Genomic DNA, 26382 nt, shown 5'->3' with positions numbered 1-26382 from the left:
TCGTGTCAAGGTTATGCTATAGCTCTGTATGGATTGTCTATTGGTTTTGGTCATCAAACGCAGCCAAGCTTATAGTGTTGGTGAATTATGTCTTAGTTGGCGTGAACCAAGCATTCTCTTGGCTGTGTAACTATATGCATAAGAAGGGCGGGCATTAGAAAGGTGTACATTAGAAAACCGTGTATCAGAAAGCAAAAAAGCCTGAATCTCTTCAGGCCTTTTCTTTTCTCAATACAACAGCTTAATCCTTACGGATTAGTTCATGCCGTATTTTTTCAATTTTTTACGCAGAGTACCACGGTTGATACCTAGCATGTTTGCTGCGCGGGTTTGGTTGCCACGAGTGTGTTGCATGATGATGTCAAGCAGAGGCGCTTCAACTTCGCTTAGCACCATTTCATAAACTTCTTGTGCTTCCTGACCGTCCAACTGTGCGAAGAAGTTAGTTACGGCACGCTTTACTGCGTCACGTAATAACTGGGGCTTGATAGTGCCGTTTGCGGTTTCGATTTTGCCAACGGTAAGCTGGTGAACTTCTGTGTTAGTTGTCTGATCAAACATTCTATTCTGCTCTTTATTAATTCTGTACTAATTCATCAAAATAACATTCCACGAGGGAATACTGTTCTGCAGCGGTTTCCAGCCGATTAAAGTCAGCCCTAAATTGGCGCTGAGCTTCTTGGTCTAGGTACCATCCCATATGTTTTCTGGCGAAGCGGATACCCTTGTATTCACCATACAAATCATAAAGTTTGGTGAGGTGTTCCAGCATCACTTGACGCTGTTCGGCAACCTCAATGGGCGCTAGCTTATTACCCGTTTCCAAGTAGTGCTGGATTTCTCTGAAAATCCAAGGCCGTCCTTGAGCACCCCGTCCTATCATCAAGGCATCGGCACCGGTGTATTCCAGCACAAAGCGGGCTTTCTCCGGACTGTCGATATCCCCATTAGCGACGACAGGAATCGAGACATTCTGTTTGATTGCTTTGATCGTGTCGTACTCAGCGTCGCCTCTGTACATACATTGTCTCGTGCGACCGTGAACGGCGAGCGAGGCGATGCCACAATCTTGGGCAATCTGGGCGATTTGAACACCATTCTTGTGTTCTGGCTCCCAGCCGGTGCGAATCTTTAACGTGACGGGCACATTCACTGCGGCGACCACGGCTTGTAAAATTTCTTTTACCAGCGGCGGGTTTTGCATCAGCGCTGAGCCAGCCAGCTTTTTATTCACTTTTTTCGCGGGGCAACCCATATTGATATCAATGATGTGAGCGCCTTGTTCAACATTGAACAACGCGGCTTGCGCCATTAAATCAGGATCGGCTCCTGCAATTTGCACTGAGCGGATGCCTTCCTCGCCAGAATGCGTCATGCGCTGGCGGCTTTTATCTGTATCCCAAACCTCAGGATTGGATGAAAGCATCTCGGAAACCGCTAGGGCTGCGCCATAACGAAGACAAAGATTACGGAAAGCTTGATCGGTGACACCTGCCATTGGTGCCACGATCAGCTGATTGTTCAGTTGATAGGGTCCAATCTGCATTTTATGTTTCACCTTAGCTCTTCAAAGGGGCGCTATAGTAGCCCTTTTTGTTGGCCGTGAAAAGGTCAATAAATGACCTAGATGTAATTTTTTTTCTTGACTTTTAATCGACGAGAAGTCAGAGGCTGAATAGTTAGAAGCCAGCGGTGGCGCATGTTGCGCCACCCTTTAGCGCTATTTACGCTTGCCTGTCAAGCGGCTCCAATCTTCTTTGTGAGCCGCTGCGTCCATATCGAACCATTGGCTATAAAAGTCAGAGATTTCTTGGGCTTGTTCTTTGAGGAGACCGGAAAGGGCAAGTTTGCCACCGGTTTTTACGCGTTCTGCGATCAAAGGCGCTAATTCACGCAGTGGGCCGGCAAGAATATTGGCGACCAGAACGTCGGCTTTGAGATCGGCGGGTTGGTCCTCTGGCAAGTACAAGGCTAGCTTGTCGGCGACATCATTGCGCTCGGCGTTGGCACGTGAGGCGTCGATGGCTTGATAGTCGATATCGATACCTGTGACGTTTTTCGCGCCCAGTTTCAGTGCCGCTACGGCTAAGATGCCAGAGCCACAGCCAAAGTCGATCACTTCTTCATTGCTTAAATCTAAGCTGTCTAACCACTCTAAACACAGAGCAGTCGTAGGGTGAGTACCTGTGCCGAAGGCAAGACCTGGATCGAGGATCACATTGACTGCAGTTGGATCGGGGATCTCGCGCCAGCTTGGGCAGATCCACAAACGCGTGCCGAATTGGATTGGGTGGAAGTTATCCATCCATTCGCGCACCCAGTCTTTATCTTCAATTTGCTCGACCTTATGGCTGAAGTTCTCGCCGAGGAAAGGCAAGGTTTTCAACATGGCGATGGTCGGTGTCAGATCGGTTTCTGCATCGAATAGGGCAACGACAACGGTATCGCGCCACAGTGGGGTTTCGCCCAGTTTAGGTTCAAAAATAGGGGTGTCTTTACCGTCTTCAAAGGTGATAGAGACTGAGCCTTCTTCCATGAGCAAGTCGCTGATGGTTTCAGCGTCGTCGCTATTGGTGTTGATTCGGAGTTGGATCCAAGGCATGGGGGCATCCTGTGGCTGAGTGTGCAAACGCTAAGGGTTCAAAATATCGCGCTATTGTAAACCATGGCTTAAGGTTCTGCGACTGACTATCGCGGTGTAGCGTTTTTGTCTGCGTAGACAAAGTGTTAGCGAACACGCATCGATTGGTGCTGGAAAGCGAATTGTCAGTTTTAATTTTTTGTATAACACCATGAAATATATTGGTTAATTGGTTTTACCTTTGTTTGGTTTGGTGCGTTTTTTGTGATCTTGTTCTAAGAGTTGCACTCAATCAGGTGAGTTGGCTCACGCTTTAAATCTGTGATGCTGAAGCCGGATCTGCGTTACTGCTATGGTGTAGTTTGCCAAGAGGTGCCAACGACAAACGACATAGGTGAATCCAAGATGACAAGCATAACTCGAGTTCACAATAGGGTGAGTACATCGCAAGGTCATCCTTGGTCAGCAAAGGCTGACAGGCTACAGAGCGCGACAGGGATTATGCTCGGCGGCTTTTTATTGCTGCATATGCATTTTGAGTCGAGCATTTTGCTGGGTAAAGAGGCTTTTTACCATGTAGTGCAGTTGCTTGAAGGTGGCATGTTCAGCAGCACAGGACATGGTTTCCCTATAGTTACTAAAGTGTTTTCGGTGTTTATGTTATTGGTGGTGATAGTGCATGCGGCGGTGGCACTGCGGCGTTTTCCTGCGCAGCTCGGGCAATGGCGCGCCCTGCGCTTGCACATGGGTAGCATCAACCACAAGGATACCCATGCGTGGTTTTGGCAACTGATCACCGGCTTTATCTTATTTTTCCTCGTCCCAGTTCACCTCTTCACTATGATTTTGAATCCTGAAATTGGCCCGCATTTATCGGCTGAGCGGGTGTATCACGATAATGCTTGGTTGCTGTATGTGCTGTTGCTGCCTGCTGTGGTTGTGCACGCCATGATTGGCCTGTATCGCGTCGCGGTAAAGTGGGGCATAACCACCAAACGCTCAGGCCTGCGAAAATTCGCCAAGGTGCTGATTATTTACTTGCTATGCCTTGGTACTGCGAGCCTAGTTTCATATCTATTTATCGGCAGTGAGCTGGGTATTCCTGTGCAGCCCTTTGTGCCTGAGTAGGCTTTGAGCTGGCAGCAGGATTTTGTTTCACTGCTATTATTTAAGCATTAGGTTAATTATTCAGCACTCAATTGATCTGGCTCACGTTTTCATGTGGATATGTGAGCGATATTAATTTGCAGTAAGACTTAATGAGATTGGCTCGATACGGTCAACGGCGTGAGGCGAGAGGATGGCGATCAAACTAACTATTAAAAAATGGAGTGCTTGGCTGGATTTAAGTCAGAGCTTGTCTGGCGTCATCCTCGCGGTTTTTCTGTGGACCCACTTAGTCTTAGTCTCATCGATTTTACTGGGTAGCGATGCCATGAATTGGGTGGCGCGCACTATGGAGTTGAGTTTTCTTTCCGACGATGGCCACGGTTATCCCTGGGTAGTGACGGCTATTGCAATGGGTATTGCGGCTTTAGCGTTAGTACATGTATTAGTTGCGCTGCAAAAGTTACCTATGAGTTTGCGTCAGCAAAGGGCATTGCGGCAACAAATGCAGGTGATCAACCACAGTGATACGCGTCTGTGGCGCTGGCAAGCTATTAGCGGTGTGGTGATTTTACTCTTGCTGCCTGTGCATCTGTGGCTCATAGGCTCAGCCCCCGAAACCATAGGTCCCCAAGGAAGCGCTGACCGTATTTGGAACCAAGGTGTGTGGATGGTTTACCTGCCGTTGCTGCTTACTGTGGAGTTACATGCGGCGATTGGTATTTACCGTGTTGCCTTGAAATGGGGCGCGGCGCGGGATCTCAATAGTCGCAACCGATTACGTAAGATCAAAACTATAGTGAGCGTGCTATTTGTCACCGTCGGCATAGCTTCGCTGCTGGCGTTTTTACCCCATGCGAGTTAACTCCGCCGGAAATTAATGAATAAGTAGATCAATGAATAAGCTTATTAATGAATAGAATGTCGAACACAGCAAACTGCACAAGAATAATAGACCCGATTAAGGAGCAGGCGTGAAACTGATTTATACCGATTCATTAGTGGTAGGCGCCGGACTCGCTGGCTTAAGGGTCGCCATCGCCTCGAAAGAGCGTGGACTCGATACCTTAGTCCTCTCACTCATTCCTGCGAAACGCTCCCACTCAGCTGCCGCCCAAGGCGGTATGCAGGCGAGCTTAGGCAATGCCGTAAAAGGCATGGGCGATGATGAGGATGTGCATTTTCAAGATACGGTAAAAGGTTCCGACTGGGGCTGCGATCAAGATGTGGCGCGGATGTTTGCTCACTGTGCACCTAAGGCGGTGCGTGAATTGGCGACGTGGGGCGTGCCTTGGTCAAGGGTAAGTGCAGGCCCAAGAGACGTGATTGTGAACGCGCAAAAAGTGACACTGCATGAGGCGCAGGAAGCCCATGGACTGATTAACGCCCGTGACTTTGGCGGCACAAAAAAATGGCGCACTTGCTACACGGCCGATGGTACGGGTCATTCGCTGTTATATGCTATGGATAACAAAGCGATTTCTATGGATATTCCCGTCCATGAACGTATCGAAGCTTTGGCACTTATTCACGATGGTAAGCGCTGCCATGGGGTGATCGCCCGCTGTTTGATAACCGGTGAACTCAGGGCCTATGTGGCTAAGTCCACCACCATTGCCACTGGCGGATATGGCCGCATTTATGAAGTGTCGACCAATGCGATCATCTGCGAAGGCATTGGTCAAGCACTCGCGTTAGAAACGGGCGTGGCAAGGCTTGGCAATATGGAAGCGGTACAATTCCATCCAACTGCTATCGTGCCCGTGGGCATTTTAACTACGGAAGGGTGCCGTGGTGATGGCGGCTTATTGCGCGATAAAGACGGTTACCGTTTTATGCCAGACTATGAGCCCGATAAAAAAGAGTTGGCATCGCGGGATGTGGTATCGCGCCGCATGACAGAACACATACGTAAAGGGAAGGGCGTTGATAGCCCCTATGGACCGCATTTGTGGCTGGATATTACCCTTCTTGGTCGCAAGCACATCGAAACTAACCTAAGGGAAGTGCAGGAAATTTGTGAGAACTTCCTCGGTATCGATCCCGCTAAGGATTGGATCCCAGTACGGCCAACGCAGCATTATTCCATGGGCGGCATTCGAACCAATGCCACGGGTGAAAGCCCGCAGCTCAAAGGCTTGTTTAGCGTCGGCGAAGCGGCGTGTTGGGACATGCATGGTTTTAACCGTTTAGGCGGTAATTCGCTGGCCGAGACCGTGGTTGGCGGCATGATTATTGGTAAATATGTCGCCGATTTTTGTGAGAACAATAGCCTAGAGATAGACACTCAGCTTGCTGAACGCTTTATGCAGCAAGTGCAGAGTGAAATAGATTTGCTGATCGAAGGTGATGGCCACGAGAGCGCCTTTGCCCTCAAACGTGAAATGCAGCGCATCATGATGGATTATGTGGGGATTTTCCGTAATGGCCCCGAGCTTGATAAGGCTGTTGCCGAGCTTAAAGTGTTGCTGGAACGTTCGCGTAAACTCGGACTTAAGTGTAAAAAGCGTCACGCCAATCCTGAGCTGGTCGAAGCCCTGCGGGTCAAGCGTATGCTAAAAGTGGCGCTGACTGTGGCCTGCGGCGCAGCGGCACGAACAGAGAGCCGTGGTGCCCATGCTCGTGAGGATTTTCCGCAGCGTAATGACCGCGATTGGCTAAATCGCACCTTGGCCAGTTGGCCTGATGCCGATGCGCTCGAACCTGTGCTGAATTACGAAGCGCTCGATGTAATGAAGATGGAACTCCCGCCGGGCTATCGTGGCTATGGCATCAACAACGCCATAGTGCATCCCGACACCGAAAAACGTGAGCAGCAGATTGCCAATATTTTAGCTGAGCTAGGTGACGATGCTGACCGTTATCAACGCCAGCGGGCACTTATGCCCTTTGAATTACCCGAAAGCTTACAACCTAATAATGAACGTTTAAGTGATACTTTAAAAAGCCCGTCCGCCAATGCGTTAGGAGAAAAATCATAATGAGCCAAGGTCGAACGCTCACCTTTAATATCTTTCGTTATGATCCGCAGGAGCCAAACGATAAGCCGAAAATGGTGCGATATCAGCTTACCGAAACGCCGGGGATGACGGTCTTTATCGCCCTCAATAAACTCAGGGAAGAACAAGACACTTCATTGCAGTTTGACTTTGTCTGCCGCGCCGGTATTTGCGGCAGTTGCGCTATGGTGATTAACGGTTTCCCGACGTTAGCGTGTCGTACCTTAACCGCCAAATATCCTAAGGGCGAAATCACTCTAATGCCGCTGCCAGGCTTTGAGTTGATTGGCGACCTATCAGTCAATACCGGTAAGTTTATGCGGGAATTGGCCGAACGCTTAAAGCTGTGGTTGCATCCAAAATCTAACGATATCAGCGTGCATCGCCTCGAAGATCCAATGGACCCAGACGAAGCTGCGCGCCTGTATGAGCTTGAGCGCTGCGTTGAGTGCGGCGTGTGTGTTTCAGCTTGCGCGACTAAGCAAATGCGTGAAACCTTTGTCGGCGCCGTCGGTATGATGAAAATTGCCCGTTTTGAGATGGATAGCCGTGACGCTCGTACTGCCGAAGATTTTTATCATGTAATTGGTAATCAGGATGGGGTGTTTGGCTGCATGACCTTACTGGGTTGCCAAGATAACTGCCCTAAGGATTTGCCACACATGCAGCAAATCGCCTATTTACGCCGCAAGATGGCCATGACTTTGATTTAATTCATTATGAAAAATGAAAAGCGCCAACTCGTTTGGCGCTTTTTTATTGATTAACAGGCGTAGCTTTTATGGATGTCAGCTCGACTGATTAAGTCTGCCGTTTGGGCGACAAATGCTTGGAAATGCGCACTCGCCATATGCTCATCCAATGCCGCTTGGGATTGCCAAATTTCGTACATCCAAAAGATATTTTCATCATCCAATGAGTGATGCAGCTTGTATTCGATGCAGCCAGCTTCGGTATGCGTGTCCGTCACGAGTTGCTTGAGTATCTTAAATAGCGCGTCGCTTTGGCCTTGATTCGCTATGATTTGGGCAAATACCGTTATTTTCATTGACTAAAACCTTCCAAAACAATTTTACCTATAGCTTTACCTGACTCAATCTGAGTATGGGCCTTGATTAAGTTTTGGGCATTAATGGTGCCGTAGTGCTCACCGAACGTACTCTGCAATTCGCCTGTATCGATAAGGGCACTTAAGCGATTGAGTAAGTGATGCTGGGCTACCATATCTTCGGTTTGATACAGGCTGCGGGTAAACATCAGCTCCCAATGCAATGACAGACTCTTACGCTTGAGTTTCATCACATCTAATGGGCCTTTAGGATCATCGATAAGCGCTAGTTTTCCTTGCGGCTTAAGCACTTGTACTATTTCATCAAAATGTTGGTCGGTTTGGGTCAAGCTAATCACATGGGTCACATCAGTAATGCCAATATTGGCAAGTTCGCCCGAGAGTGATTTAGTGTGGTCTATGACCGCATCGGCGCCGAGCTGTTGCACCCAAGCGGCGGATTCTGGGCGAGAGGCAGTGCCTATCACCTCTGCCCCTGTGAGTTTTACCGCCAGTTGAGTGATGATAGAGCCAACGCCACCTGCCGCGCCGATAATTAAAATACGGGCGTCAGTTGCCGAACCATCTTGGGACAAACCTAAGCGGTCGAATAGAATCTCCCATGCTGTAATGCCGGTTAAGGGTAATGCCGCCGCTTGGGCATAAGTTAAACTCTTAGGTTTATGGCCGACAATTCGCTCATCAACCAATTGATATTCTGCATAACTTCCGCTGCGACTAATATCGCCCGCGTACCACACTTCATCACCGACTTTGAAAAGACTGACATTTTCGCCAACTGCTTTGACGACACCGACCGCATCCCAGCCGATGATCTTATATTCGCCCGCTGTCGCCGAGCTAGATGCACGGATTTTAGTGTCGACCGGATTGACGGAAATGGCTTTGACTTCCACCAAGAGGTCAAACCCTGTCGCCGTCGGTTCGGCTAACGTGATGTCTTCTAATGCATTGGGTGCTGTGATTGCACCTGCAGTTTGGTAACCAATGGCTTTCATATTTATTCCTCTGGGTGTACTGGCTGGAGCCGATTTGTTTAAGCGTACTTGTATCCTGTGGCCATTGTGTGGAATATTAGCCAAGAGATAAACAGGGTAAAGTTTGTAATTTTTTCAAAGGATTTTTGATAATCATGTTGATTAATGATTTAGCTTTGTTCGTGCGGGTCGCCGATTGTGGCAATATTTCTGCCGCTGCGGCCGAGATGGATATCTCCGCCGCTTCTGCCAGTGCCGCAATAAAACGGCTTGAAAAACAGCTCGATACTAGCTTATTTATCCGTACAACCCGCAGCTTACGTTTGACAGTACAAGGTGAGCGTTATCTTATTCATTGTCGTCGTGCTTTAAGCGATTTAGCGCTTGGCGAGCAGGCCATCGCCAGTGACAAAGGTAAGATATCCGGCACCTTGAGCTTGTCGGTTTCATCAGACTTTGGTCGTAATCTGTTTGTGCCTTGGCTCGATGAGTTCTTGCTCGATTTCCCGCAGCTACAAGTGCGCTTGCACCTTGGCGACAATATCAGCAGCTTTTATCACGATAAAATTGATGTCGCTGTGCGTTATGGCAAACCGCAGGATTCTAACCAAGTTGCTTTCCCTATCTGCAGTGTTGATCGTGTCCTGTGCGCCTCGCCAGAATATTTGGCCGAGTTTGGTGTACCAGATTCATTAGAACAGCTGATAGAGCATAATTGTTTGTTTTATATGTTAGATGAGCGAACTCACGACCAATGGCAATTTAGGCGCGACGGCCAAGAATATAAAGTGCGTGTCACGGGCAACCGTAGTGCTAACGATGCGGAAATAGCTCGTCGTTGGGCTGTGGCGGGTAAAGGATTGGTATTTAAGTCGAGTCTAGATCTGGCCGATGACTTAATCTCAGGGCGATTAGTGCGTTTGTTTCCTGAGTATCAAGGTGAACCCGTCGATTTGTATTTAGTGTGTCCAGGGCGCGAGCATGTCACGCCTGTCGTCTTATTGCTGCGGGAAATGTTGCGGCAGCGTACACAGGCTTTGAGTAAAAGCTTAGGTAAAATACTGGCTGTGCAAAAATCTTAGGATTCAAAAAACAAAAAAGCCGCATCATGCGGCTTTTTTTAGCGACTCGCTGAGATTAAGACTTAGTGCGTTTCATGGCGGTAAAGAATTCTTCGTTAGTCTTGGTCATAGCCAATTTATCGATTAAGAATTCCATTGCGCTGACTTCATCCATAGGATTTAAAATCTTACGCAGGATCCACATTTTTTGCAGTTCTTCTTGAGTAGTAAGTTTTTCTTCACGACGCGTACCGCTGCGGTTGAAGTCAATGGCTGGGAACACACGCTTTTCTGCCGCTTTACGTGACAGATGCAGCTCTTGGTTACCTGTACCTTTAAATTCTTCGTAGATCACTTCGTCCATCTTAGAACCGGTATCAACCAATGCAGTGGCGATAATGGTCAAGCTGCCGCCGTGTTCGATGTTACGTGCTGCCCCGAAGAAGCGTTTTGGACGGTGCAGGGCGTTCGCATCCACACCACCGGTTAACACTTTACCCGATGACGGGATAACAGTGTTATAGGCACGGGCTAGACGAGTAATAGAATCGAGTAGGATAACCACGTCTTTCTTGTGTTCAACCAAGCGTTTGGCTTTTTCAATCACCATTTCGGCAACTTGAACGTGGCGGCTGGCTGGCTCATCGAAGGTTGATGCGATAACTTCACCTTTAACGAGGCGCTGCATCTCAGTGACTTCTTCTGGACGTTCGTCGATCAGCAATACCATCAACACCACTTCTGGATTGTTGTAGCTGATGCTCTGAGCAATACCTTGAAGTAATAGCGTTTTACCGGCTTTTGGTGGTGCAACGATCAAACCACGTTGACCTTTACCAATCGGTGAACATAAATCCAGAATACGTGCGGTAATATCTTCAGTTGAGCCGTTGCCGCGCTCCATACGCATACGTTCTTCTGCGTGGAGTGGGGTTAAGTTTTCAAAGAGGATTTTATTACGGGAGTTTTCAGGTTTATCGAAGTTAACTTCGTTGACTTTCAATAGGGCAAAATAACGCTCGCCTTCTTTCGGTGGGCGAATTTTACCAAAAATGGTATCACCCGTTCGCATGTTGAAGCGGCGAATTTGGCTTGGTGAGACATAGATGTCATCTGGACCAGCTAAATAAGAACCGTCTGAGCTGCGTAAGAAGCCGAAACCGTCTTGGAGTATTTCTAATACCCCACCACCGAAAATGTCTTCTCCACTTTTTGCGTGGGCTTTAAGGATTGAGAAAATAATGTCCTGCTTGCGAGCGCGGGCCATATTTTCGAGCTTCATATTTTCAGCTAGCGAGACTAGGTCAGAAATCGGCGTGTCTTTTAATTCAGTTAAGTTCATTTTGGGGGTCTTGTGTTACGCGACAAAGCTTACCGCGATCAATCAGTAAGGATGTAATTCAGGATAGTGATTGACGAGCGAGAAGAGGTTATTAGAAAGAATCTGGTTATTAAAGTAGCACTAACAAAGCGGGGCGTCCAGAAATTTAGGGAAATTCCGGCACAATTAATTTATAGCTTGTGCCGGAGGTCACTCATTACCACATCAAATTAGATTTGCGCGTCGATAAACTCTTTTAATTGCGTTTTTGATAGTGCGCCAACTTTAGTTGCGGCTAATTCGCCGTTCTTGAATAACAGTAAAGTTGGGATGCCACGAACACCATATTTCGCTGGAGAAACATTGTTTTGGTCAACGTTTAATTTAGCGATAGTCACGCGGCCTGCATATTCTTCAGACACATCGTCTAAAATTGGAGCGATCATTTTACAAGGACCACACCACTCGGCCCAGAAGTCTACCAATACTGGCAAATCAGACTTTAATACGTCGTTTTCGAAGCTGTCGTCACTCAGGTATATAATTTTATCGCTCATGATGTTCTCCAGTTTGGGTGCCATTGCTGGTTTGTTAATGGCTTACCATGTATATTGGGGCTGAAAAATAGCTTTTCAAGTTACCTTTTTACAATGTGGCTATTTCAAACGATCGAGTATCTTATTGCAACCTCAACAGGTAAGCTTGCGCTATGAGCGAAACACATCTATCTACCCAAAGGTTTGCCGACCTACCTCTACATCCTGAGGTTAAACAGGCCCTTGCCGAGAATGGCTTCGAATTTTGTACGCCGATCCAGGCGTTATCACTGCCTGTATTACTTCAATCAAAAGATATCGCTGGTCAAGCACAAACGGGCACTGGCAAGACAATGGCCTTTTTGGTCGCCACTTTTAATCACTTATTATCGACTCCCGTACCTGAAGGTCGACTGATTAATCAGCCCCGCGCCATCATTATGGCTCCGACTCGCGAACTGGCGATTCAGATTGCTAAAGATGCGATTTTACTCGCTAAACACACTCACTTAAAGGTGGGTATTGTTTATGGCGGCGAAAGTTACGATGTGCAGCGTAAAGTATTAGATCAAGGTGTTGATATCTTGATTGGTACTACGGGTCGAATTATCGACTACGTTCGCCAAGGCATTATCGGTCTGAATTCGATTCAGGCTGTAGTATTAGATGAAGCCGATCGTATGTTCGATCTAGGTTTTATCAAAGATATCCGCTTCTTGTTTAGACGTATGCCTGAGGCAAATCAACGTCTTAATATGCTATTTTCGGCAACCTTGTCGATGAAAGTGCAAGAGCTGGCTTACGATCATATGAACGAGCCAGTTAAAGTCGAAATCGCTCCTGAAGAAAAAACCTCTAAAAACATCAAAGAAGAAATCTTCTATCCTTCGCAAGAAGAGAAGATGCGTTTGCTGTTGACCTTGATTGAAGAAGATTGGCCAGAAAAGGCCATCGTTTTCTCTAACACTAAGCACAGCTGTGAAACGCTTTGGTCTTGGCTTGAAGGTGATGGACATCGCGTGGGTTTGTTAACGGGTGATGTGCCACAGAAAAAACGTATTCGTATTCTTGAGCAGTTTACCAGTGGCCAATTAGATATATTGGTTGCTACCGATGTTGCGGCTCGCGGTTTACATATTTCTGACGTTTCACACGTGTATAACTATGATTTACCTGATGATTGTGAAGACTATGTGCACCGAATCGGTCGTACGGGTCGTGCGGGTAATAAGGGCATGTCGATAAGCTTTGCCTGTGAAGAGTACGCGTTGAACTTGCCAGCAATCGAAAGCTATATTAATCATTCGATTCCAGTGAGTAATTACGACAGTGAAGCTTTATTGGCCGATATTCCAACGCCAGCGAAGATCCACCGTAAACACCCGAGCGGCACTCGAAACCTGCGTGATCGTTCTGGGACAAGTCGTCCAGGTGCGCAACGCAGTGGTGCTCGCCCTCCTCGTCATGATAGGACACGTAGACATTCGTAAATGCCAACACCCGCTTATGCCGCTATAACATTAGGCTCAAACAGTTTTAATATGCTGATCGCCAAAACGCGTGGTGGTCAGCCGCATATTATTGCGAAATATAAACGCAAGGTGAGGCTCGCCGAAGGTATAGGCGACGATGGCAACTTAAGCCATGACGTGATGCAGCGCGGCCTCGACTGTTTGAGTATGTTTGCCCAAATGTTGGTGCAACATAGGATTGAAGCAAATCATGTCGCTGTGATTGCTACCGCAACCCTTCGCAGTATCAGCAATGCCGATGAGTTTAATCGGCGTGCATTGCCACTCCTTGGTCATCCAATTGAAATCATCTCAGGCATGCGTGAAGCTGAGCTTATCTATCAAGGCATGGTGGCAACCACCTGTGGTCAAGGGCGCCGTTTAGTGATAGATATCGGCGGGGCGAGTACTGAGTTTATTATCGGTGATGGGCATCAAGTGTTGTTCAAAACCAGTTTGCCTTTCGGTAGCGTGACTTATAATCGCCAATTTTTTAGTAGCTTGCCGCTGCAACAGTTAGATTTCGATGATGCCAAGCAGCAAGTGCTAACCGCATTAGCTGAGCATAGACAAACGCTACGCGATCTAGGCTGGCATTGTGTTGTTGGCGCCTCTGGCGCTGTGCAATCTGTGGTTGAAGTACTGCTTCACCGTGGCTTATCTGAGACGATAACGCTCGATGTACTCACTCAGTTGAAGGCTGAAATTCTCGCCCAAGAAGATATTAGCTTAACGGGGATTGCTGGGCTTTGTAGCGAGCGGGCACCGACTTTTGCAGCGGGTGTCGCTATTTTGTTGGCTTTGTTTGAGTTGCTGGGGATCGAGCATTTAGCCTTATCTGGCGGCGCGTTACGTGAAGGCGTTTTAGTGATGTTAGCTCAGCGAATTATTGACGAAGCGAGCTAATCTTTCTCTGAATGGATAAAAACCAAAGGCCGCTATGCGGCCTTTGTTGTTTGTACTGCGTCGATTATTTCAATAAATCGGCAAGATCTTTTTCTAAGGAAACGGTTGGGCGCTCTACGATACGGCCAACTTCTTTACCTTGCTGCAGCACAATAAAGGTTGGAATACGGGTAAAGTCGTATTTGGCAGCTAAGCCTTCGGGATCTGTCTTCGTCCGGTCGACACCAATATAGGTCACTTTGATATTGGGATTGGCGACTTCTTCCATGATACGGATAAAGCGCGGTGTTTCACGGTGACAATCTGGACACCAAGTACCAATGATCACAATAATTTCAGTTGGTTCGGTGACGCTTTTAAGCGGAGTGATTGCCGCAGTGTCGACCTGGTAGCTTTTATACCCTTCGGCAAACTCATTAAGATCTGTGACTAAATGTTGTGCTTCGACTATGCCAGTTAAAATCACTTCTTGTTTCTCCTCGCTGCAGGTCGCAATTAAGCCCTGTTGTTGTTCTTCAAATCCACAGCCACCATTGGCTAGTACCTGACAACTAAAAAATAAGGCAGTAGTGGCTATGAATACCTTAACGTTATTGTGCATGATGCGCCCTTAAAATCGAAGAGAAAGAATGAAGCTTGATTCAAACATTATTCTCGATGCGATTAAAGCGGATCATTGGTTTGCTGCAAGCTAGATCACGCATTGCTAATATCTATAAGCTTAACGATCACAGGATTGCATGGTTTGCGGAGTTAAGGCATTGAAAAAGTTCATCCCCGAATTGCAATTCGGGGACTGAGCGCATTGAAATAATAAGCTAAATGGCTCGATTACTGGGCGAGAATTTTTTCTAGAATAGGCTTATTAGCGTCGGGGAAGTCGTAATTAACTAAGTCGGCTTTAGTGACCCAAGCGATAAGCTGACCTTCGAGGCCTTGAGCTGTACCATTACATTCCGTGACTGAATGGATATCAAGTAGCACTTGTTTATCGGGATAATCGAAACTCAGCGCCATAAATGGCTGACTATCGGTGACATCGAGCGCGACTTCCTCTTTAAGTTCACGGATCAGCGCTTGAGTAACCGTTTCGCCCGCTTCAACTTTGCCGCCAGGAAATTCCCATTTCCCACCTTGATGTAAATGGTCTGGGCGTTTTGCCAACAGAATGTCACCGGCCGAGTTAGTAATAATGCCGACGGCAACATGGATGCGTTTAGTCATAATATTTATCTATTGAGTAGAGAGTTGGGCAAATTAATCGCTGTGATGGCGTAAGCTGTGCAGCTAGCGCTTCGCATTATTCTTTAAAAAAGTCGCCTTCATCGAGATCAAATTCATCAAATGCTTCGGGATCAAATTCGGCCTTCACTGGGATGACATGCTTCTCTGACGCCCAATCGCCGAGGTCGATGAGCTTACAGCGCTCGCTGCAGAAAGGTTTAAATGCAGATTGTGGCACCCACTCGACAGGGGCTTTGCAGATAGGGCAGTTAACGGTCAATGGCATAATTGTTCTCTTGGTTAACGGCGATACAGCTGCCGTCAATACTAATGTCTTTCAGGCCATTAGTGTAAAGGCTTCATGCACAGGTAGCCAGTAAGAAATCAATCGAACGGTCGGAGTGGCGTTGTTGTTCAAACTGCACAAAATGGATTGCAAAACGGTTTTTATGGCCGCTAATCGTAGGATAACACCCGTGGGAGGCATCGACTTTGACTCGCACCAAAGCAAGTGCTTGAGCACTGTCACCCTGATAAAATCCTGCATGGGCAACGGCATTGTCGTAATGGGCCGTGCTGCGGGTGAGTTGGAGCAATAGGGTGATGGGGGTGAGCAAAGGTTCGAAGTGTGCTATCCAATCGCGGTAGTCTTGTTGTTTTTCTTCCCAAGGTTTAGCTAGCCAATAATGCAGTTGCGGCAGATCGAAGTTACAGCAGGCGCCCGGCATGCCAAAGCGTTGTCGTAGCGCAGAAATAAATCTGTCTTGTTTTAGTTGGCTGCCGAAGCGTTCTGGCTTTTGCAACGGTTCGCGGGCTTGGGTGAGGGCATTGATATAAAGGTCGATTTGCTGGTGGTCGACGTGATCTAATTCTTGCCATTTGCTGAGTTGCAGCAAGTGCCGTTCAATGTCTTTTAATACTTCATTACGATAATCACAGCGTTCGGACAATTCACAGAGAGAAAATAGCGGATAAAAACATCTATGTTGGTGGTCATGATTTAGGTTACTTTGCAGCTGTTTATCGAGGTATTCGAGCCGCAAGTAGCTGCGAATTTTCTCGTTTAAGGGCTGTTCGTAAACTAATTCAGTCATGGGCGTTATCAGTACCAGAAAGTTGTAAATATCGCTGGTGCAATGCTAGCACCTCTTGTTTTAAGGTTGATATCTCTCCTTGATTATCAATAATGTCGTCGGCTCTGGCGAGTTTTTCGCTGCGACTACATTGGCTACTAATGATGTTATTAACTTGAGATGCATCAACATTGTCACGTTTTACGGTGCGATTTATTTGCAACTCAGGTGAAATATCCACCACTAAAGTCCGATTGACTAACCTATCTAACCCGTTCTCAAATAGCAAGGGCACGACCATAATTACATAGGCCGAGGTCGCTTTTTCTACCTGCGCTAGCATTTCTTGGCGGATCATGGGGTGTAATAGTTGGTTTAGCCATTCGCGCTCTTCAGGATGGCTAAATATCCGCTGCCGCAACTTGACGCGATCGAGTTCACCCTCTGGTGTTAATATCTCAGCACCAAAATGAGTTACGATCGCTTCCAATCCTTTTGAACCCGGAGCGACGACCTCGCGGGCAACGATATCGGCGTCGACTAAGGTTATTCCTTCGGCGGCGAACAAATTGGCAACAGTCGTCTTACCGCTGCCGATACCGCCAGTAAGACCAACAACAAACTTTGACATCACATACTCCGGATAGCTTTGTGCTTAATTTGCTAGAACTTACAGTGTTGAGAGGTACCAATCGACAATCTGTTGCCCAAATAGCAAGGCTATCCAGCCAGCTGCGGCAATATAGGGGCCAAATGGGATTGGATTCCCTTGTTTCAGGAGTTTACTGACAATCATAGTGATGCCAACGACTGCGCCAACGAGGGACGAAAGTAAAATCACCAACGGCAGCATTTGCCAGCCAAGCCAAGCACCGAAAACGGCTAGCAGTTTAAAGTCACCATAACCCATACCTTCCTTGCCTGTGAGGATTTTAAACAACCAGAAAATGGACCACAGGCTCAAATAGCCTGCCGCCGCACCGATAATGGCATCGGTTGGGCTCGCAAAGGTATGATTTAGATTGATGATCAAGCCTAGCCAAAGTAACGGTAACGTCATTTGGTCGGGGAGCAGCATCTCATCAAGATCGATACCTGTCAGTGCTACAAGCACAAAGGTGAGTATGCTAGCAAAAACAAACTGCCAGCTTGGACCAAAATGCCAAGCTAAAGTTGCGATAAGTAGACCTGTGATGAATTCAATAATGGGGTAGCGGGAAGAAATAGGGGCGTGACAGGCGGCGCATTTACCTTTGAGCATTAACCAGCCTAATATAGGCAAATTATGCCAAGGCTTAATTGAGGTTTTACATTTAGGGCAGGCTGAGCCCGGCACAACAAGATTGTACTTTTCAGGAAAGGCATCAATAGGTTTATTGAGTTGGTCTATCCCTATTTTTTTGACTGTGTCTTCGTGGTATTCCTGCAAATACTGATTACATTCTTGCTGCCATTCCCGCTTCATCATTACAGGAAATCTGTGGATCACCACATTTAAAAAACTACCAATGGTAGCGGCAAAAATAAAGCTTAACGCAATAAACAGCCAAGGACTCTGATCTAGAGACTGGCTTAAAAGGGAGATGAATTCATTCATTAGCTGTTCTTGTTATTAACTTTTCTATTATTGAAGTGAAGCGTTAGCCTACGACATTTCCCATTTGGAAGATAGGTAGGTACATGCCTACAATCAAACCACCTACAAGTGTCCCGATAACCACCATCATAATAGGCTCTATCAGGCTTGATAAGCCATCAACGGCATCATCCACTTGCATTTCATAAATATTGGCGACTTTATTGAGCATGTTATCCAGAGATCCAGACTCTTCGCCTATCATCACCATTTGGATCAACATATCGGGAAATAGTCCAGTGGTGCGCATAGCCACGTTCATTTGCATGCCTGCCATCACTTCTTGGCGTACTTTTAGCAAGGCTTTACGGTAAACCGCATTACCCGATGCGCCAGCGGCAGATTCCATACCATCGATTAAGGGGACGCCTGCGGCAAATGTCGTGGCTAAGGTGCGTGAAAAGCGTGCCATGGCAGCTTTATGCAAAATATTACCGATAACGGGAATTTTGAGCACCAACTCATCGACTCTATCCCGAACGACTTGTGAATTACGGTGGGCACGTATAAACAACCAAATACTGATGACAATGGCAAAAAAGAAGATATACCAAGAACTTTGTAAAAAACGTGATATGCCAATAATGAACTGGGTAAATGCAGGGAGTTCAGCACCAAAGCTATTAAAAATCTCTTCGAATTGTGGCACCACAAACAGTAGTAGAAGAGTGGTCACTAAAATTGCCACCACCACTACAGCAGCGGGATAAAACATGGCTTTTTTAATTTTAGATTTCAGTTGCTCAGCTTTCTCCCTATAAGTGGCAATACGATCGAATACCGCATCGAGCGAGCCTGAATGCTCCCCTGCCGCGACTAGGTCGACATATAAGTCATCGAAGTAACGTCTGTGAGGACGTAGCGAGTCTGAAAGTGGAATACCCGATTGAATTTCTGATAGCACAGTGCCGAGTAGTTCGCGCATTTTTTGCTTTTCGTGACCGCGACCAAGCATTTCTATGGTGGTCACTAAAGGCACGCCTGCGGCTAACATAGTGGCGATTTGCCGAGTCACCATGGCAATGTCCATGGCCTTAATATCAGGATTACGGGCGAAAAATGGCGAGGCTTTTTTGCGGACAACCTTTGGGTTGACGCCTTGCAGTTTAAGCTGACTTTTTATTTCGGCTACGGTAGTCCCCTTTAACTCTCCGCCAGTTTTTTTGCCATCACGATTGAGCCCCTTCCATTCGAAGGTATAGATTTTTGGTTGGCTCTTTTTGTCGTTCTTATTGGCGCGAGGCTTTCTTGCTGTGGTTGCCGTAGCCATAATGTTTCCTAGATAATTCTTATTAAATTAAGGGGATAAGATTATTAATACAGACGTTAAGTATTAAGCATAAATATTGAAAGTGGTAGTTTTATTGCCCATTCTTTTGTATGGATATGGAGTTTAGTCGAAACTCGTGACTCGGTTGACTTCAGCAATACTCGTTACGCCATGGAGTACCTTTAATAATCCTGATTGCCGTAAATCTCGCATTCCTTGGGCTTTAGCTTGGGAGGCAATTTGCAAAGAATTACCACCCTCCATGATAGTACGCGCTATCTCATCGGACATCTTCATTACTTCGTAAATACCGACTCGGCCTTTGTAGCCGCCTGAACAATGTTCGCAACCAACAGGTTTAAAGGTGGTAAAGCCTTGAGTAATTTGTGCTTGGGCAAAGCCTAAGCGCAATAATTCATGCTCGGGGATCACTTCCGCTTGTTTACATTCGGGGCATAGACGACGGGCTAAACGCTGGGCAATAATCAGGTTAACTGAGCTGGCGATGTTATAACCTGGTACACCCATATTGATTAAACGAGTCAAGGTTTCGGCGGCCGAATTAGTGTGTAAGGTCGATAATACTAAGTGACCCGTTTGTGCCGCTTTAATGGCTATCTCGGCGGTTTCAAGATCGCGAATTTCACCCACCATCACCACATCGGGGTCTTGGCGTAGGAATGAACGTAAAGCAGAGGCGAAAGTGAGACCTGCTTTTAAATTAATGTGGACTTGGTTCACGCCTTCAAGGTTAATCTCAACCGGATCTTCTGCGGTAGAAATATTGCGCTCTTCGGTATTGAGAATATTTAACCCAGTATAGAGAGAGACGGTTTTACCTGAGCCTGTAGGGCCGGTCACTAAAATCATGCCTTGAGGTTTTGCTAACATTTCAAGGTAAAGTTTTTCTTGGTCGGGCTCGTAGCCGAGCTTTTCAATGCCTAATTGTGCGGAGGATGAGTCCAAAATCCGCATTACAATTTTTTCGCCCCACAGGGTTGGCAAAGTGCTTACCCGAAAGTCAATGGACTTAGTGCGGGAAAGTTTCATCTTAATACGGCCGTCTTGTGGTACGCGGCGTTCGGCAATATCGAGTTTCGACATCACTTTTAGCCGCGCTGATAAACGGCTGGCAAGGCTAACTGGGGGTTCTGATACTTCGTGCAGAATACCGTCAATGCGAAAACGAATGCGGTAGCGCTTCTCATAGGGTTCGAAGTGCAAATCCGAGGCGCCTTTACGAATGGCATCGGTTAAAATTTTATTAATATAAATAACAATAGGTGCATCATCGCTACTATCACCAGTGGGTTCTTCGTTGCGCCTATCTGTGTCGGTAATTTCAATCCCCGCCAGCGCCGCCTCATCCATGCTACTGATATCGAGCCCGCTGATATCTTCTTCAAGGATTTTTTCCAGCGCCTTAGCGAGTTTATCTTCTTCTACCAGAATGGCTTCTGCGTGCAAGCCTGCACTAAATTGGAAATCTTCGAGGGCGGCAATATTGGTCGGGTCGGATGTGCCTATATAGAGGCGATTGCCGCGCTTAAACAGTGGTAGGCAGCGATGTTTTTCAATCAGCTTTTTATTGAGAAAGTCCTCAGGAATGGAAGCGAGATCAAATTCATTTAAATCTAATAATGGTGTGCCATATTCTTCATAGCATAACTCTGCGATGGCTCTAGCAGAGACCAGCTTTTGTTGCACTAAGGTACTAACTAAGGCTTGCTTATTCTGACGGGATTTAGTGATGGCGTTAGCTATCTGCTCTTCACTCAGCAGGCCCTTACGGATAAATAAGGTCGACAAACCTAAATGAAGGCCAGAAGTTGGCATGCTTTAGTAACCTAAATTGAATGATGGATCAGAAAATATCAACAATTTGCTAATGTTTCTGGGATTTTTCTAAATTTGAGACAGTTAACAACTGCCTCAAATCTGAGTGACATAGATACTATTTACAATATTTAGCGGCAGAACAAGTTCCTGATTGAGTGAAGGTTAAAACCCCTGCAGTGTCAGTGCCTGTTAATACGTTTGTGTATGCACCTGCGGCTGCTGTTCCTGTGGCAGTAATTAATCCATTGACAACAGTTATTGATGCCATATTTGCTGTAGCTGCGGGTGCAGCAGGGACACCGTTAGAGCCAGCAGAACAGCCTGTTATGGTTCCTAAATCGTGGAAACAAACTGTTACAGCTGTCTTCATTCCATCGACGGCAGTATTCACCTCAGAATAGCGAGCTTTTTTAGTGTAATCTTGATACGCAGGTAGTGCGATTGCGGCCAAAATACCGATAATGGCAACTACGATCATCAGTTCGATCAGAGTAAAACCCTGAGCTTTTTTATTTAATGCTTTGTTTAAATTCATGGCCTTCATTTTTCTCTCCAGCTAACTATTTAGTGACTTACTGTGGTTGAATAGAGTGTTTAACCTAACCGCTGTTTTACTCTATAAATTGTTTTATCTCATCAAACTTTATTACTCATTTATGTCAATAAAATCATTTATATGATCTATGTAACATTAACAGTACACCGATGATCTTGAATGACCCATGTGTAATGACTCATGCTGATTTATCCAAGCCCGCTTTACTAAATTAGCGCTAAATTAGCACAAGGTTAATGCTGGGTTAGCGCTTGTTTGAATAAATTGTTTCGGCAACCGCACCTTAGGCTAACGTTTTCAAAAATATGCCTCTCAAAAAAGTGAACTAGGCAATTTTAAAAAGAATCCCAGTGCTGACCTTAGGTGAGGTTGACCAAACGGCCATCTCGCCTTGGTAAAAGTTAGTACAAAGTTAGGTAAAAGGAAACAAAAATTAAGTATAAAGTACTAATAAAGTGTTGTTTTTGTATAAAAGGCTAACTTATCGACAGGTTAGGTTATAACAACTTTTTGACAATATCAGTTTAGCTGGCGTGTGTCTCTATGTTGTCAAATTGGTGACGGGTTGGGTGCATCGTGAGGGTGAATGCTGAGTATGGTAGTGCAGGCACGATTTTGCATTTGGTTTGCAGGAGCCCTACAAAACAAAGGTATTTCGCCTTAATATTTTATGAGTGGAATGTGCTTACGGTACTTTGCGAGAACATTCCACTACCAGCTAACATCCGGCGGTTTTAAGCTTTTAATCTGAGTGATAAATCTAAGGCGCGAACATGCTTAGTGAGTGCGCCAACTGAGATATAATCCACCCCTGTTTTGGCGAATTCGGCTAGGGTATCTAAGGTGACATTACCAGAGACTTCGAGCTTAGCGCCGGCGCCTTTAGCTTTATATTGATTGTTCATTTCAACCGCTTCGACCATCTTAGTGATGTCGAAGTTATCTAACATTATGATATCTGTGCTAGAGTCGAGTGCTAAGGCGAGCTCTTCGAGTGACTCCACTTCGACTTCAACGGGTTTACTCGGGTACAAGCTGCGGGCGGTATCTACGGCTTGGCGAATGTCACCACAGGCCATAATGTGGTTTTCTTTAATCAAAAATGCATCATATAAGCCAATGCGATGGTTTTTGCCGCCGCCGCAGGTGACGGCATATTTCTGGGCGGTGCGCAGGCCTGGAATGGTTTTGCGAGTATCTAATAGGCGAGTGTGAGTGCCCACCAGTTTATCGACATAATGCTTAGTTAAGGTCGCAACGCCAGACAGGGTTTGGATAAAGTTCATTGCCGTGCGTTCGCCGGTGAGAATCGTGCGCGCTGGGCCCGATAGTTCACACAGTAGTTGGTTAGGTAACACCAGATCGCCATCATCCACATGCCAATGCAGTGCGACTTCCCCACCGAGTTGATTAAAAACTTGTTCGGCCCATGCTTTTCCACAAAAAACGCCTTCTTCACGGGTGATTAAAGTGGCTTCAGCGTACTTATCGGCGGGGATCAACATTGCTGTGATATCGCCATAGGCTATGGCTTTAGTGTGTTCGTTGATTTCGATGCCGCCTAAGTCTTCACTGAGGGCGGATTTTACTGATTGACGAATATCGTTTTCTAACATGAGCGGGGTCCTTGCGTTCTTTAATTACTGACGACCTACTTGCATCTTAGGTTAAGATTACCACGGCCTTAGGTCTCACGGAACAGCGTGGAGGATTGTGCTGCAGGACTTAGCCTCTGGCTTATTTATGTTGGGAGTGAATGGCTTGCTCCATGATCTCAATATTAAAAGATGATGAGGTCAGTCAGTTCCGTGTGCTGGGTTTCTTCTTTGCTCGGCTGAATACTGTTAGAGTAACCGAGTATATACCCAAGCTACCTGAATATACGAGTTTCAGAGCGCCTAGGGTGCTTCAATTCAAGGCGCATCAATGACAGAATGTCGGCCACCTTTTGAATTGATGCAACACGGAAGTGGAGTGCCCTAGACGCTCCGTTCCGGCAGGTTGTAACGCACTTTATGCCGTGTTGGTTATTTTTAACTTAGCCCACTAGGTCCGCAAATAACCGCCTTGCCTAAAGTGTGTTACATTCCCGCTGAATCCTGCATCTTCAGGTTGTTTGGGTATATGTGGCATAGAGGATAAGCTCATAATGCGGTTTGATTCGGGTTGGTGTAATAGTGCGAGGCGTTGTGAGTCGCCACATTTTAATCAACGTCCCTTGAATGAAGTGAGTTTGTTAGTGATCCACAATATTAGTCTGCCCGCAGGCTGCTTTGGATTACCTTACATTGATCAATTATTTCAAGGGTGTTTAGATACTAATGCCGATTCCAGCTTTGCACCGTTGCAGGGCTTGCAAGTTTCGGCGCACTTTTTGATCCGCCGCAATGGCGAGCGTGTCCAATATGTAAGCTGTAATGACAGGGCTTGGCATGCTGGGGTGTCTCGTTATGGTGAGAGAGATAATTGTAATGATTTTTCCATTGGTATTGAACTGGAAGGCACAGATACTGAGCCTTACACTCCTGAGCAATATCAGTCACTCATCGAGTTAACACAAGCCCTACTGGTAGAATATCCATTGTTGAGTATTGAACGGATTGTGGGTCATTGTGATATTGCGCCAATGCGGAAAACGGACCCAGGGCAAAGTTTTGATTGGGAAGGATATTTAGGCAAGTTAAAGGAATATACTCAGGCGTTGCGCCCTTAGTTAATCACTTAACTTTTTGGATTTTAGACGTATTCCATATAAACCTAGACTATTTATGGACAAATTATAGAGGTACAGCCCATGGCATTATTTTCACTCTTGGTCGCCATTTTAGTGGAGCGACTTAAATTTCTTCCTTCATCATGGCAATTTGATCGTTTACTGCAATCCTATCAGACAACATTTTTTGGTGATAAAGCGTCACTGACAAGCGTGATGATGGCGTTGGCGTTAGTGCTACCAGCCTTGTTGGTATATGTTTTATTTTGGTTAGTGGCGGGAATGTTTTGGGGCTTATTAAGTTTAGCCCTATGGATTGTTGTGGCCGTGGTTTGTTTTAACCATCAGAAACAGCGTGATATTTTCAAAAAATATATGCAAGCCGCTTGTCGCTCAGACGTCCAAGCTTGTTACCATTATGCCGCCGAACTCGATTGTAGCGAGTGTTTGGATGCTGTATCCGAGAAAGACCTTGGTGCCAAAGTGGGCCAAAGTGTTGCTTGGATTAACTATCGTTATTATGGTGCAGTGGCGCTGTTTTTCATTTTTTTAGGTCCAGTCGGTGCGGTACTGTATTGCACGGTACGTTTTTATGCCGAAGAGAATGCCCGTAAATCCCTAGAGCTACCCTTAGTCAACGAAGTGATTACGCTACTGGATTGGTTACCGAGCCGGATTTTCGCCTTTGGTTATGCTTTAAGTGGTCAATTTAGTGAAGGTTTAGCGGCGTGGCGCCGTAATGGATTGACCTTAAATGTGAGCGCTCGCACTGTGGTTGCTGAAACGGCATTAGCGGCACAACCTTTACCTGAGGTCGCAAGTGCACCTATATGTGTACAATCAACCTTAGCATTATTAGTGCTCAGTAAACGCAACTTTACACTTATTGTTGCAATACTTTCATTACTGACCATTTTTGGGTTGGTGAGTTAAAGGAAGGACGCTTCGCTGCTAGGACGTCGCTACGCTCCTTCTAGAATCTATCCGCTGCGCTTTTACAGCGCCTAGTAGGGCGAAGCCCGTGCTTTTGTCAAATGGTCTGACCCCATAGACATTTTTTTCCGCTATGCTCTCTCTTCGTGAGTGCTTTCGATCGAGATCGCTTTTAAGGAGTGATCTTCAATCTGGACATCAAAACGCTGATTTGATAAAGTGCGCTCACTCAAAAAAATTGGTAAGACCAATTTACAACGGAGCTGAGCGCCTGATGGCCTATAGTAAAATTAATCAGCCAAAAATTTCTGATGTGATTATGGCTCAATTAGAGCAGATGATCTTAGAGGGCAGTTTGCAGCCCGGTCAGAAGTTACCGCCTGAACGCGAACTGGCGATCCAGTTTGAAGTGTCTCGACCTTCTTTGCGTGAAGCTATCCAAAAGCTTGAGGCAAAAGGACTGTTAATGCGCCGCCAAGGCGGTGGTACTTATGTCAAAGAGCAACTCTGGCAGAGCCTTGCCGATCCTATCGTTGAACTTATGAATTCTGATCCAGAGAGTCAATACGACTTGCTGGAGTTCCGTCATGCTACCGAAGGTATGATGGCTTATTTTGCGGCGCTGCGTGGTACTGACGCCGATATGCAAAATATCAAACGTATGATCCTCGAGGTGGAAGCCGCCACAGATATCGAAAAACAAGCCGCCGCCATTGTGCGTTTTTATCGTGCCGTTGCCGAAGCGTCACATAACGTGGCTATGTTACACCTCGTTCTCAGTTTAACCCCTGTGCTGCATCAAAATGTGGCGCAAAACTTGGAGCTTTTAAGCCGCCGCGAAGAAGCTTCTACTATGGCTAACGATCACAGACGGGCCTTGCTCGCTGCCATCGTTCGTCGTGATCCCGAAGCCGCCAGAGAAGCCTCGAATGAACACTTAAGTTACATCGAAGAGGTGATGTTATCTGTGCGGGAAGAAGATAGCCGGTTGCAGCGAAGCTTGCGCCGTTTAAAGAGTGGCGCTTAAGTTCTGTAGTTTAGCTGCCTGCTAAATCGGAATATGCCGCAAA

At 46.4% G+C, this 26382-nt stretch carries 27 protein-coding genes; 10 read left to right on the top strand and 17 right to left on the bottom strand.

Features of this window, described 5'->3' with window-relative positions:
* Nucleotides 1–255 precede the first annotated feature (255 nt).
* The 3 genes from fis to prmA all read right to left on the bottom strand — a co-directional run bounded on the left by fis (nucleotide 256) and on the right by prmA (nucleotide 2602).
* Nucleotides 256–561, bottom strand: a complete 306-nt coding sequence (gene fis / locus Q4Q50_RS18695) for a DNA-binding transcriptional regulator Fis (RefSeq protein WP_006083371.1) — start codon at nucleotides 559–561, stop codon at nucleotides 256–258.
* A 16-nt stretch (nucleotides 562–577) separates the two neighbouring features.
* Nucleotides 578–1546: a tRNA dihydrouridine synthase DusB gene (dusB, locus tag Q4Q50_RS18690; RefSeq protein ID WP_006083370.1), complete on the bottom strand. Its 969-nt coding sequence runs from the start codon at nucleotides 1544–1546 to the stop codon at nucleotides 578–580.
* A gap of 174 nt (nucleotides 1547–1720) precedes the next feature.
* Nucleotides 1721–2602 (bottom strand): 50S ribosomal protein L11 methyltransferase, encoded by an 882-nt coding sequence (gene prmA / locus Q4Q50_RS18685; RefSeq protein ID WP_063884687.1) that lies wholly within the window; start codon nucleotides 2600–2602, stop codon nucleotides 1721–1723.
* A 384-nt stretch (nucleotides 2603–2986) separates the two neighbouring features.
* On the opposite strand from prmA, the gene Q4Q50_RS18680 reads away from it, so the two are divergent.
* From Q4Q50_RS18680 to Q4Q50_RS18665, 4 genes are all read left to right on the top strand, one after another.
* Complete coding sequence (locus tag Q4Q50_RS18680) at nucleotides 2987–3709, top strand: fumarate reductase cytochrome b subunit (protein WP_220591303.1); 723 nt, start codon at nucleotides 2987–2989, stop codon at nucleotides 3707–3709.
* Nucleotides 3710–3881: 172 nt separating this feature from the next.
* A complete protein-coding gene (locus Q4Q50_RS18675) occupies nucleotides 3882–4553 on the top strand; it encodes a fumarate reductase cytochrome b subunit (RefSeq protein WP_311900578.1) in 672 nt (223 codons plus the stop codon).
* 109 nt (nucleotides 4554–4662) lie between these two features.
* Entirely contained in the window at nucleotides 4663–6669 is a 2007-nt protein-coding gene (locus Q4Q50_RS18670; protein WP_311900577.1) for a fumarate reductase flavoprotein subunit, read from the top strand.
* Nucleotides 6669–7400, top strand: coding sequence for a fumarate reductase iron-sulfur subunit (locus tag Q4Q50_RS18665; RefSeq protein WP_220591300.1), 732 nt, complete (start codon nucleotides 6669–6671; stop codon nucleotides 7398–7400). The genes Q4Q50_RS18670 and Q4Q50_RS18665 overlap by 1 nt, the downstream gene beginning before the upstream one ends.
* Nucleotides 7401–7450: 50 nt before the next feature.
* Here the strand turns inward: Q4Q50_RS18665 and Q4Q50_RS18660 are convergent, their stop codons facing one another.
* Nucleotides 7451–7735 (bottom strand): putative quinol monooxygenase, encoded by a 285-nt coding sequence (locus Q4Q50_RS18660; RefSeq protein WP_006084381.1) that lies wholly within the window; start codon nucleotides 7733–7735, stop codon nucleotides 7451–7453.
* Entirely contained in the window at nucleotides 7732–8754 is a 1023-nt protein-coding gene (locus Q4Q50_RS18655; RefSeq protein ID WP_311900575.1) for a zinc-binding alcohol dehydrogenase family protein, read from the bottom strand. Before Q4Q50_RS18655 ends, Q4Q50_RS18660 begins: the two co-directional genes overlap by 4 nt.
* Nucleotides 8755–8888: 134 nt before the next feature.
* Here Q4Q50_RS18655 and Q4Q50_RS18650 point away from each other — a divergent pair, with 134 nt between their 5' ends.
* Nucleotides 8889–9815: a LysR family transcriptional regulator gene (locus Q4Q50_RS18650; RefSeq protein ID WP_311900574.1), complete on the top strand. Its 927-nt coding sequence runs from the start codon at nucleotides 8889–8891 to the stop codon at nucleotides 9813–9815.
* A 55-nt stretch (nucleotides 9816–9870) separates the two neighbouring features.
* On the opposite strand, the gene rho is transcribed toward Q4Q50_RS18650, so the two are convergent.
* Nucleotides 9871–11136 (bottom strand): transcription termination factor Rho, encoded by a 1266-nt coding sequence (gene rho / locus Q4Q50_RS18645; protein WP_011787892.1) that lies wholly within the window; start codon nucleotides 11134–11136, stop codon nucleotides 9871–9873.
* Between the two features lie 209 nt (nucleotides 11137–11345).
* Nucleotides 11346–11672: a thioredoxin TrxA gene (gene trxA, locus Q4Q50_RS18640; RefSeq protein WP_006083360.1), complete on the bottom strand. Its 327-nt coding sequence runs from the start codon at nucleotides 11670–11672 to the stop codon at nucleotides 11346–11348.
* A gap of 152 nt (nucleotides 11673–11824) precedes the next feature.
* Between trxA and rhlB the strand changes: the two genes are divergently transcribed.
* Both rhlB and Q4Q50_RS18630 read left to right on the top strand, forming a co-directional pair.
* Nucleotides 11825–13141, top strand: a complete 1317-nt coding sequence (rhlB, locus tag Q4Q50_RS18635) for an ATP-dependent RNA helicase RhlB (protein ID WP_006083359.1) — start codon at nucleotides 11825–11827, stop codon at nucleotides 13139–13141.
* Nucleotides 13142–14068, top strand: coding sequence for a Ppx/GppA phosphatase family protein (locus Q4Q50_RS18630; RefSeq protein WP_311900573.1), 927 nt, complete (start codon nucleotides 13142–13144; stop codon nucleotides 14066–14068).
* A 64-nt stretch (nucleotides 14069–14132) separates the two neighbouring features.
* Here Q4Q50_RS18630 and Q4Q50_RS18625 read toward each other — a convergent pair whose 3' ends face one another.
* The 10 genes from Q4Q50_RS18625 to nadC form a co-directional block, all read right to left on the bottom strand.
* Nucleotides 14133–14669, bottom strand: a complete 537-nt coding sequence (locus Q4Q50_RS18625) for a thioredoxin family protein (protein ID WP_311900572.1) — start codon at nucleotides 14667–14669, stop codon at nucleotides 14133–14135.
* A 230-nt stretch (nucleotides 14670–14899) separates the two neighbouring features.
* Complete coding sequence (gene mutT / locus Q4Q50_RS18620) at nucleotides 14900–15292, bottom strand: 8-oxo-dGTP diphosphatase MutT (protein WP_311900571.1); 393 nt, start codon at nucleotides 15290–15292, stop codon at nucleotides 14900–14902.
* 76 nt (nucleotides 15293–15368) lie between these two features.
* Nucleotides 15369–15578 carry a DNA gyrase inhibitor YacG gene (gene yacG / locus Q4Q50_RS18615; RefSeq protein WP_006083355.1) on the bottom strand — a complete coding sequence of 70 codons (210 nt, stop codon included), beginning with the start codon at nucleotides 15576–15578 and terminating at the stop codon, nucleotides 15369–15371.
* Between the two features lie 73 nt (nucleotides 15579–15651).
* Nucleotides 15652–16386, bottom strand: coding sequence for a cell division protein ZapD (zapD, locus tag Q4Q50_RS18610; RefSeq protein WP_311900569.1), 735 nt, complete (start codon nucleotides 16384–16386; stop codon nucleotides 15652–15654).
* Nucleotides 16379–16996, bottom strand: a complete 618-nt coding sequence (gene coaE, locus Q4Q50_RS18605; RefSeq protein WP_311900568.1) for a dephospho-CoA kinase — start codon at nucleotides 16994–16996, stop codon at nucleotides 16379–16381. The genes zapD and coaE overlap by 8 nt, the downstream gene beginning before the upstream one ends.
* A gap of 39 nt (nucleotides 16997–17035) precedes the next feature.
* Entirely contained in the window at nucleotides 17036–17962 is a 927-nt protein-coding gene (locus tag Q4Q50_RS18600; protein WP_311900567.1) for a prepilin peptidase, read from the bottom strand.
* A 43-nt stretch (nucleotides 17963–18005) separates the two neighbouring features.
* Entirely contained in the window at nucleotides 18006–19271 is a 1266-nt protein-coding gene (locus Q4Q50_RS18595; RefSeq protein ID WP_311900566.1) for a type II secretion system F family protein, read from the bottom strand.
* A 123-nt stretch (nucleotides 19272–19394) separates the two neighbouring features.
* Nucleotides 19395–21107, bottom strand: a complete 1713-nt coding sequence (gene pilB, locus Q4Q50_RS18590; RefSeq protein WP_311900565.1) for a type IV-A pilus assembly ATPase PilB — start codon at nucleotides 21105–21107, stop codon at nucleotides 19395–19397.
* 118 nt (nucleotides 21108–21225) lie between these two features.
* The gene (locus Q4Q50_RS18585; protein WP_311900564.1) at nucleotides 21226–21654 is read right to left on the bottom strand and encodes a pilin; all 429 of its coding nucleotides are present in this window, start codon (nucleotides 21652–21654) and stop codon (nucleotides 21226–21228) included.
* 746 nt (nucleotides 21655–22400) lie between these two features.
* Nucleotides 22401–23282 (bottom strand): carboxylating nicotinate-nucleotide diphosphorylase, encoded by an 882-nt coding sequence (gene nadC, locus Q4Q50_RS18580; RefSeq protein WP_311900563.1) that lies wholly within the window; start codon nucleotides 23280–23282, stop codon nucleotides 22401–22403.
* Between the two features lie 533 nt (nucleotides 23283–23815).
* On the opposite strand from nadC, the gene ampD reads away from it, so the two are divergent.
* From ampD to pdhR, 3 genes are all read left to right on the top strand, one after another.
* The gene (ampD, locus tag Q4Q50_RS18575; RefSeq protein ID WP_311900561.1) at nucleotides 23816–24379 is read left to right on the top strand and encodes a 1,6-anhydro-N-acetylmuramyl-L-alanine amidase AmpD; all 564 of its coding nucleotides are present in this window, start codon (nucleotides 23816–23818) and stop codon (nucleotides 24377–24379) included.
* A gap of 81 nt (nucleotides 24380–24460) precedes the next feature.
* Complete coding sequence (gene ampE / locus Q4Q50_RS18570) at nucleotides 24461–25312, top strand: beta-lactamase regulator AmpE (protein WP_311900560.1); 852 nt, start codon at nucleotides 24461–24463, stop codon at nucleotides 25310–25312.
* Between the two features lie 274 nt (nucleotides 25313–25586).
* Complete coding sequence (pdhR, locus tag Q4Q50_RS18565) at nucleotides 25587–26339, top strand: pyruvate dehydrogenase complex transcriptional repressor PdhR (protein WP_006083345.1); 753 nt, start codon at nucleotides 25587–25589, stop codon at nucleotides 26337–26339.
* The last annotated feature ends 43 nt before the right edge of the window (nucleotides 26340–26382 follow it).

This window comes from Shewanella scandinavica, from assembly GCF_031932065.1.
GTDB classification, from domain to species: domain Bacteria; phylum Pseudomonadota; class Gammaproteobacteria; order Enterobacterales; family Shewanellaceae; genus Shewanella; species Shewanella baltica.
This window is presented reverse-complemented; position numbering and strand designations above follow the sequence as displayed.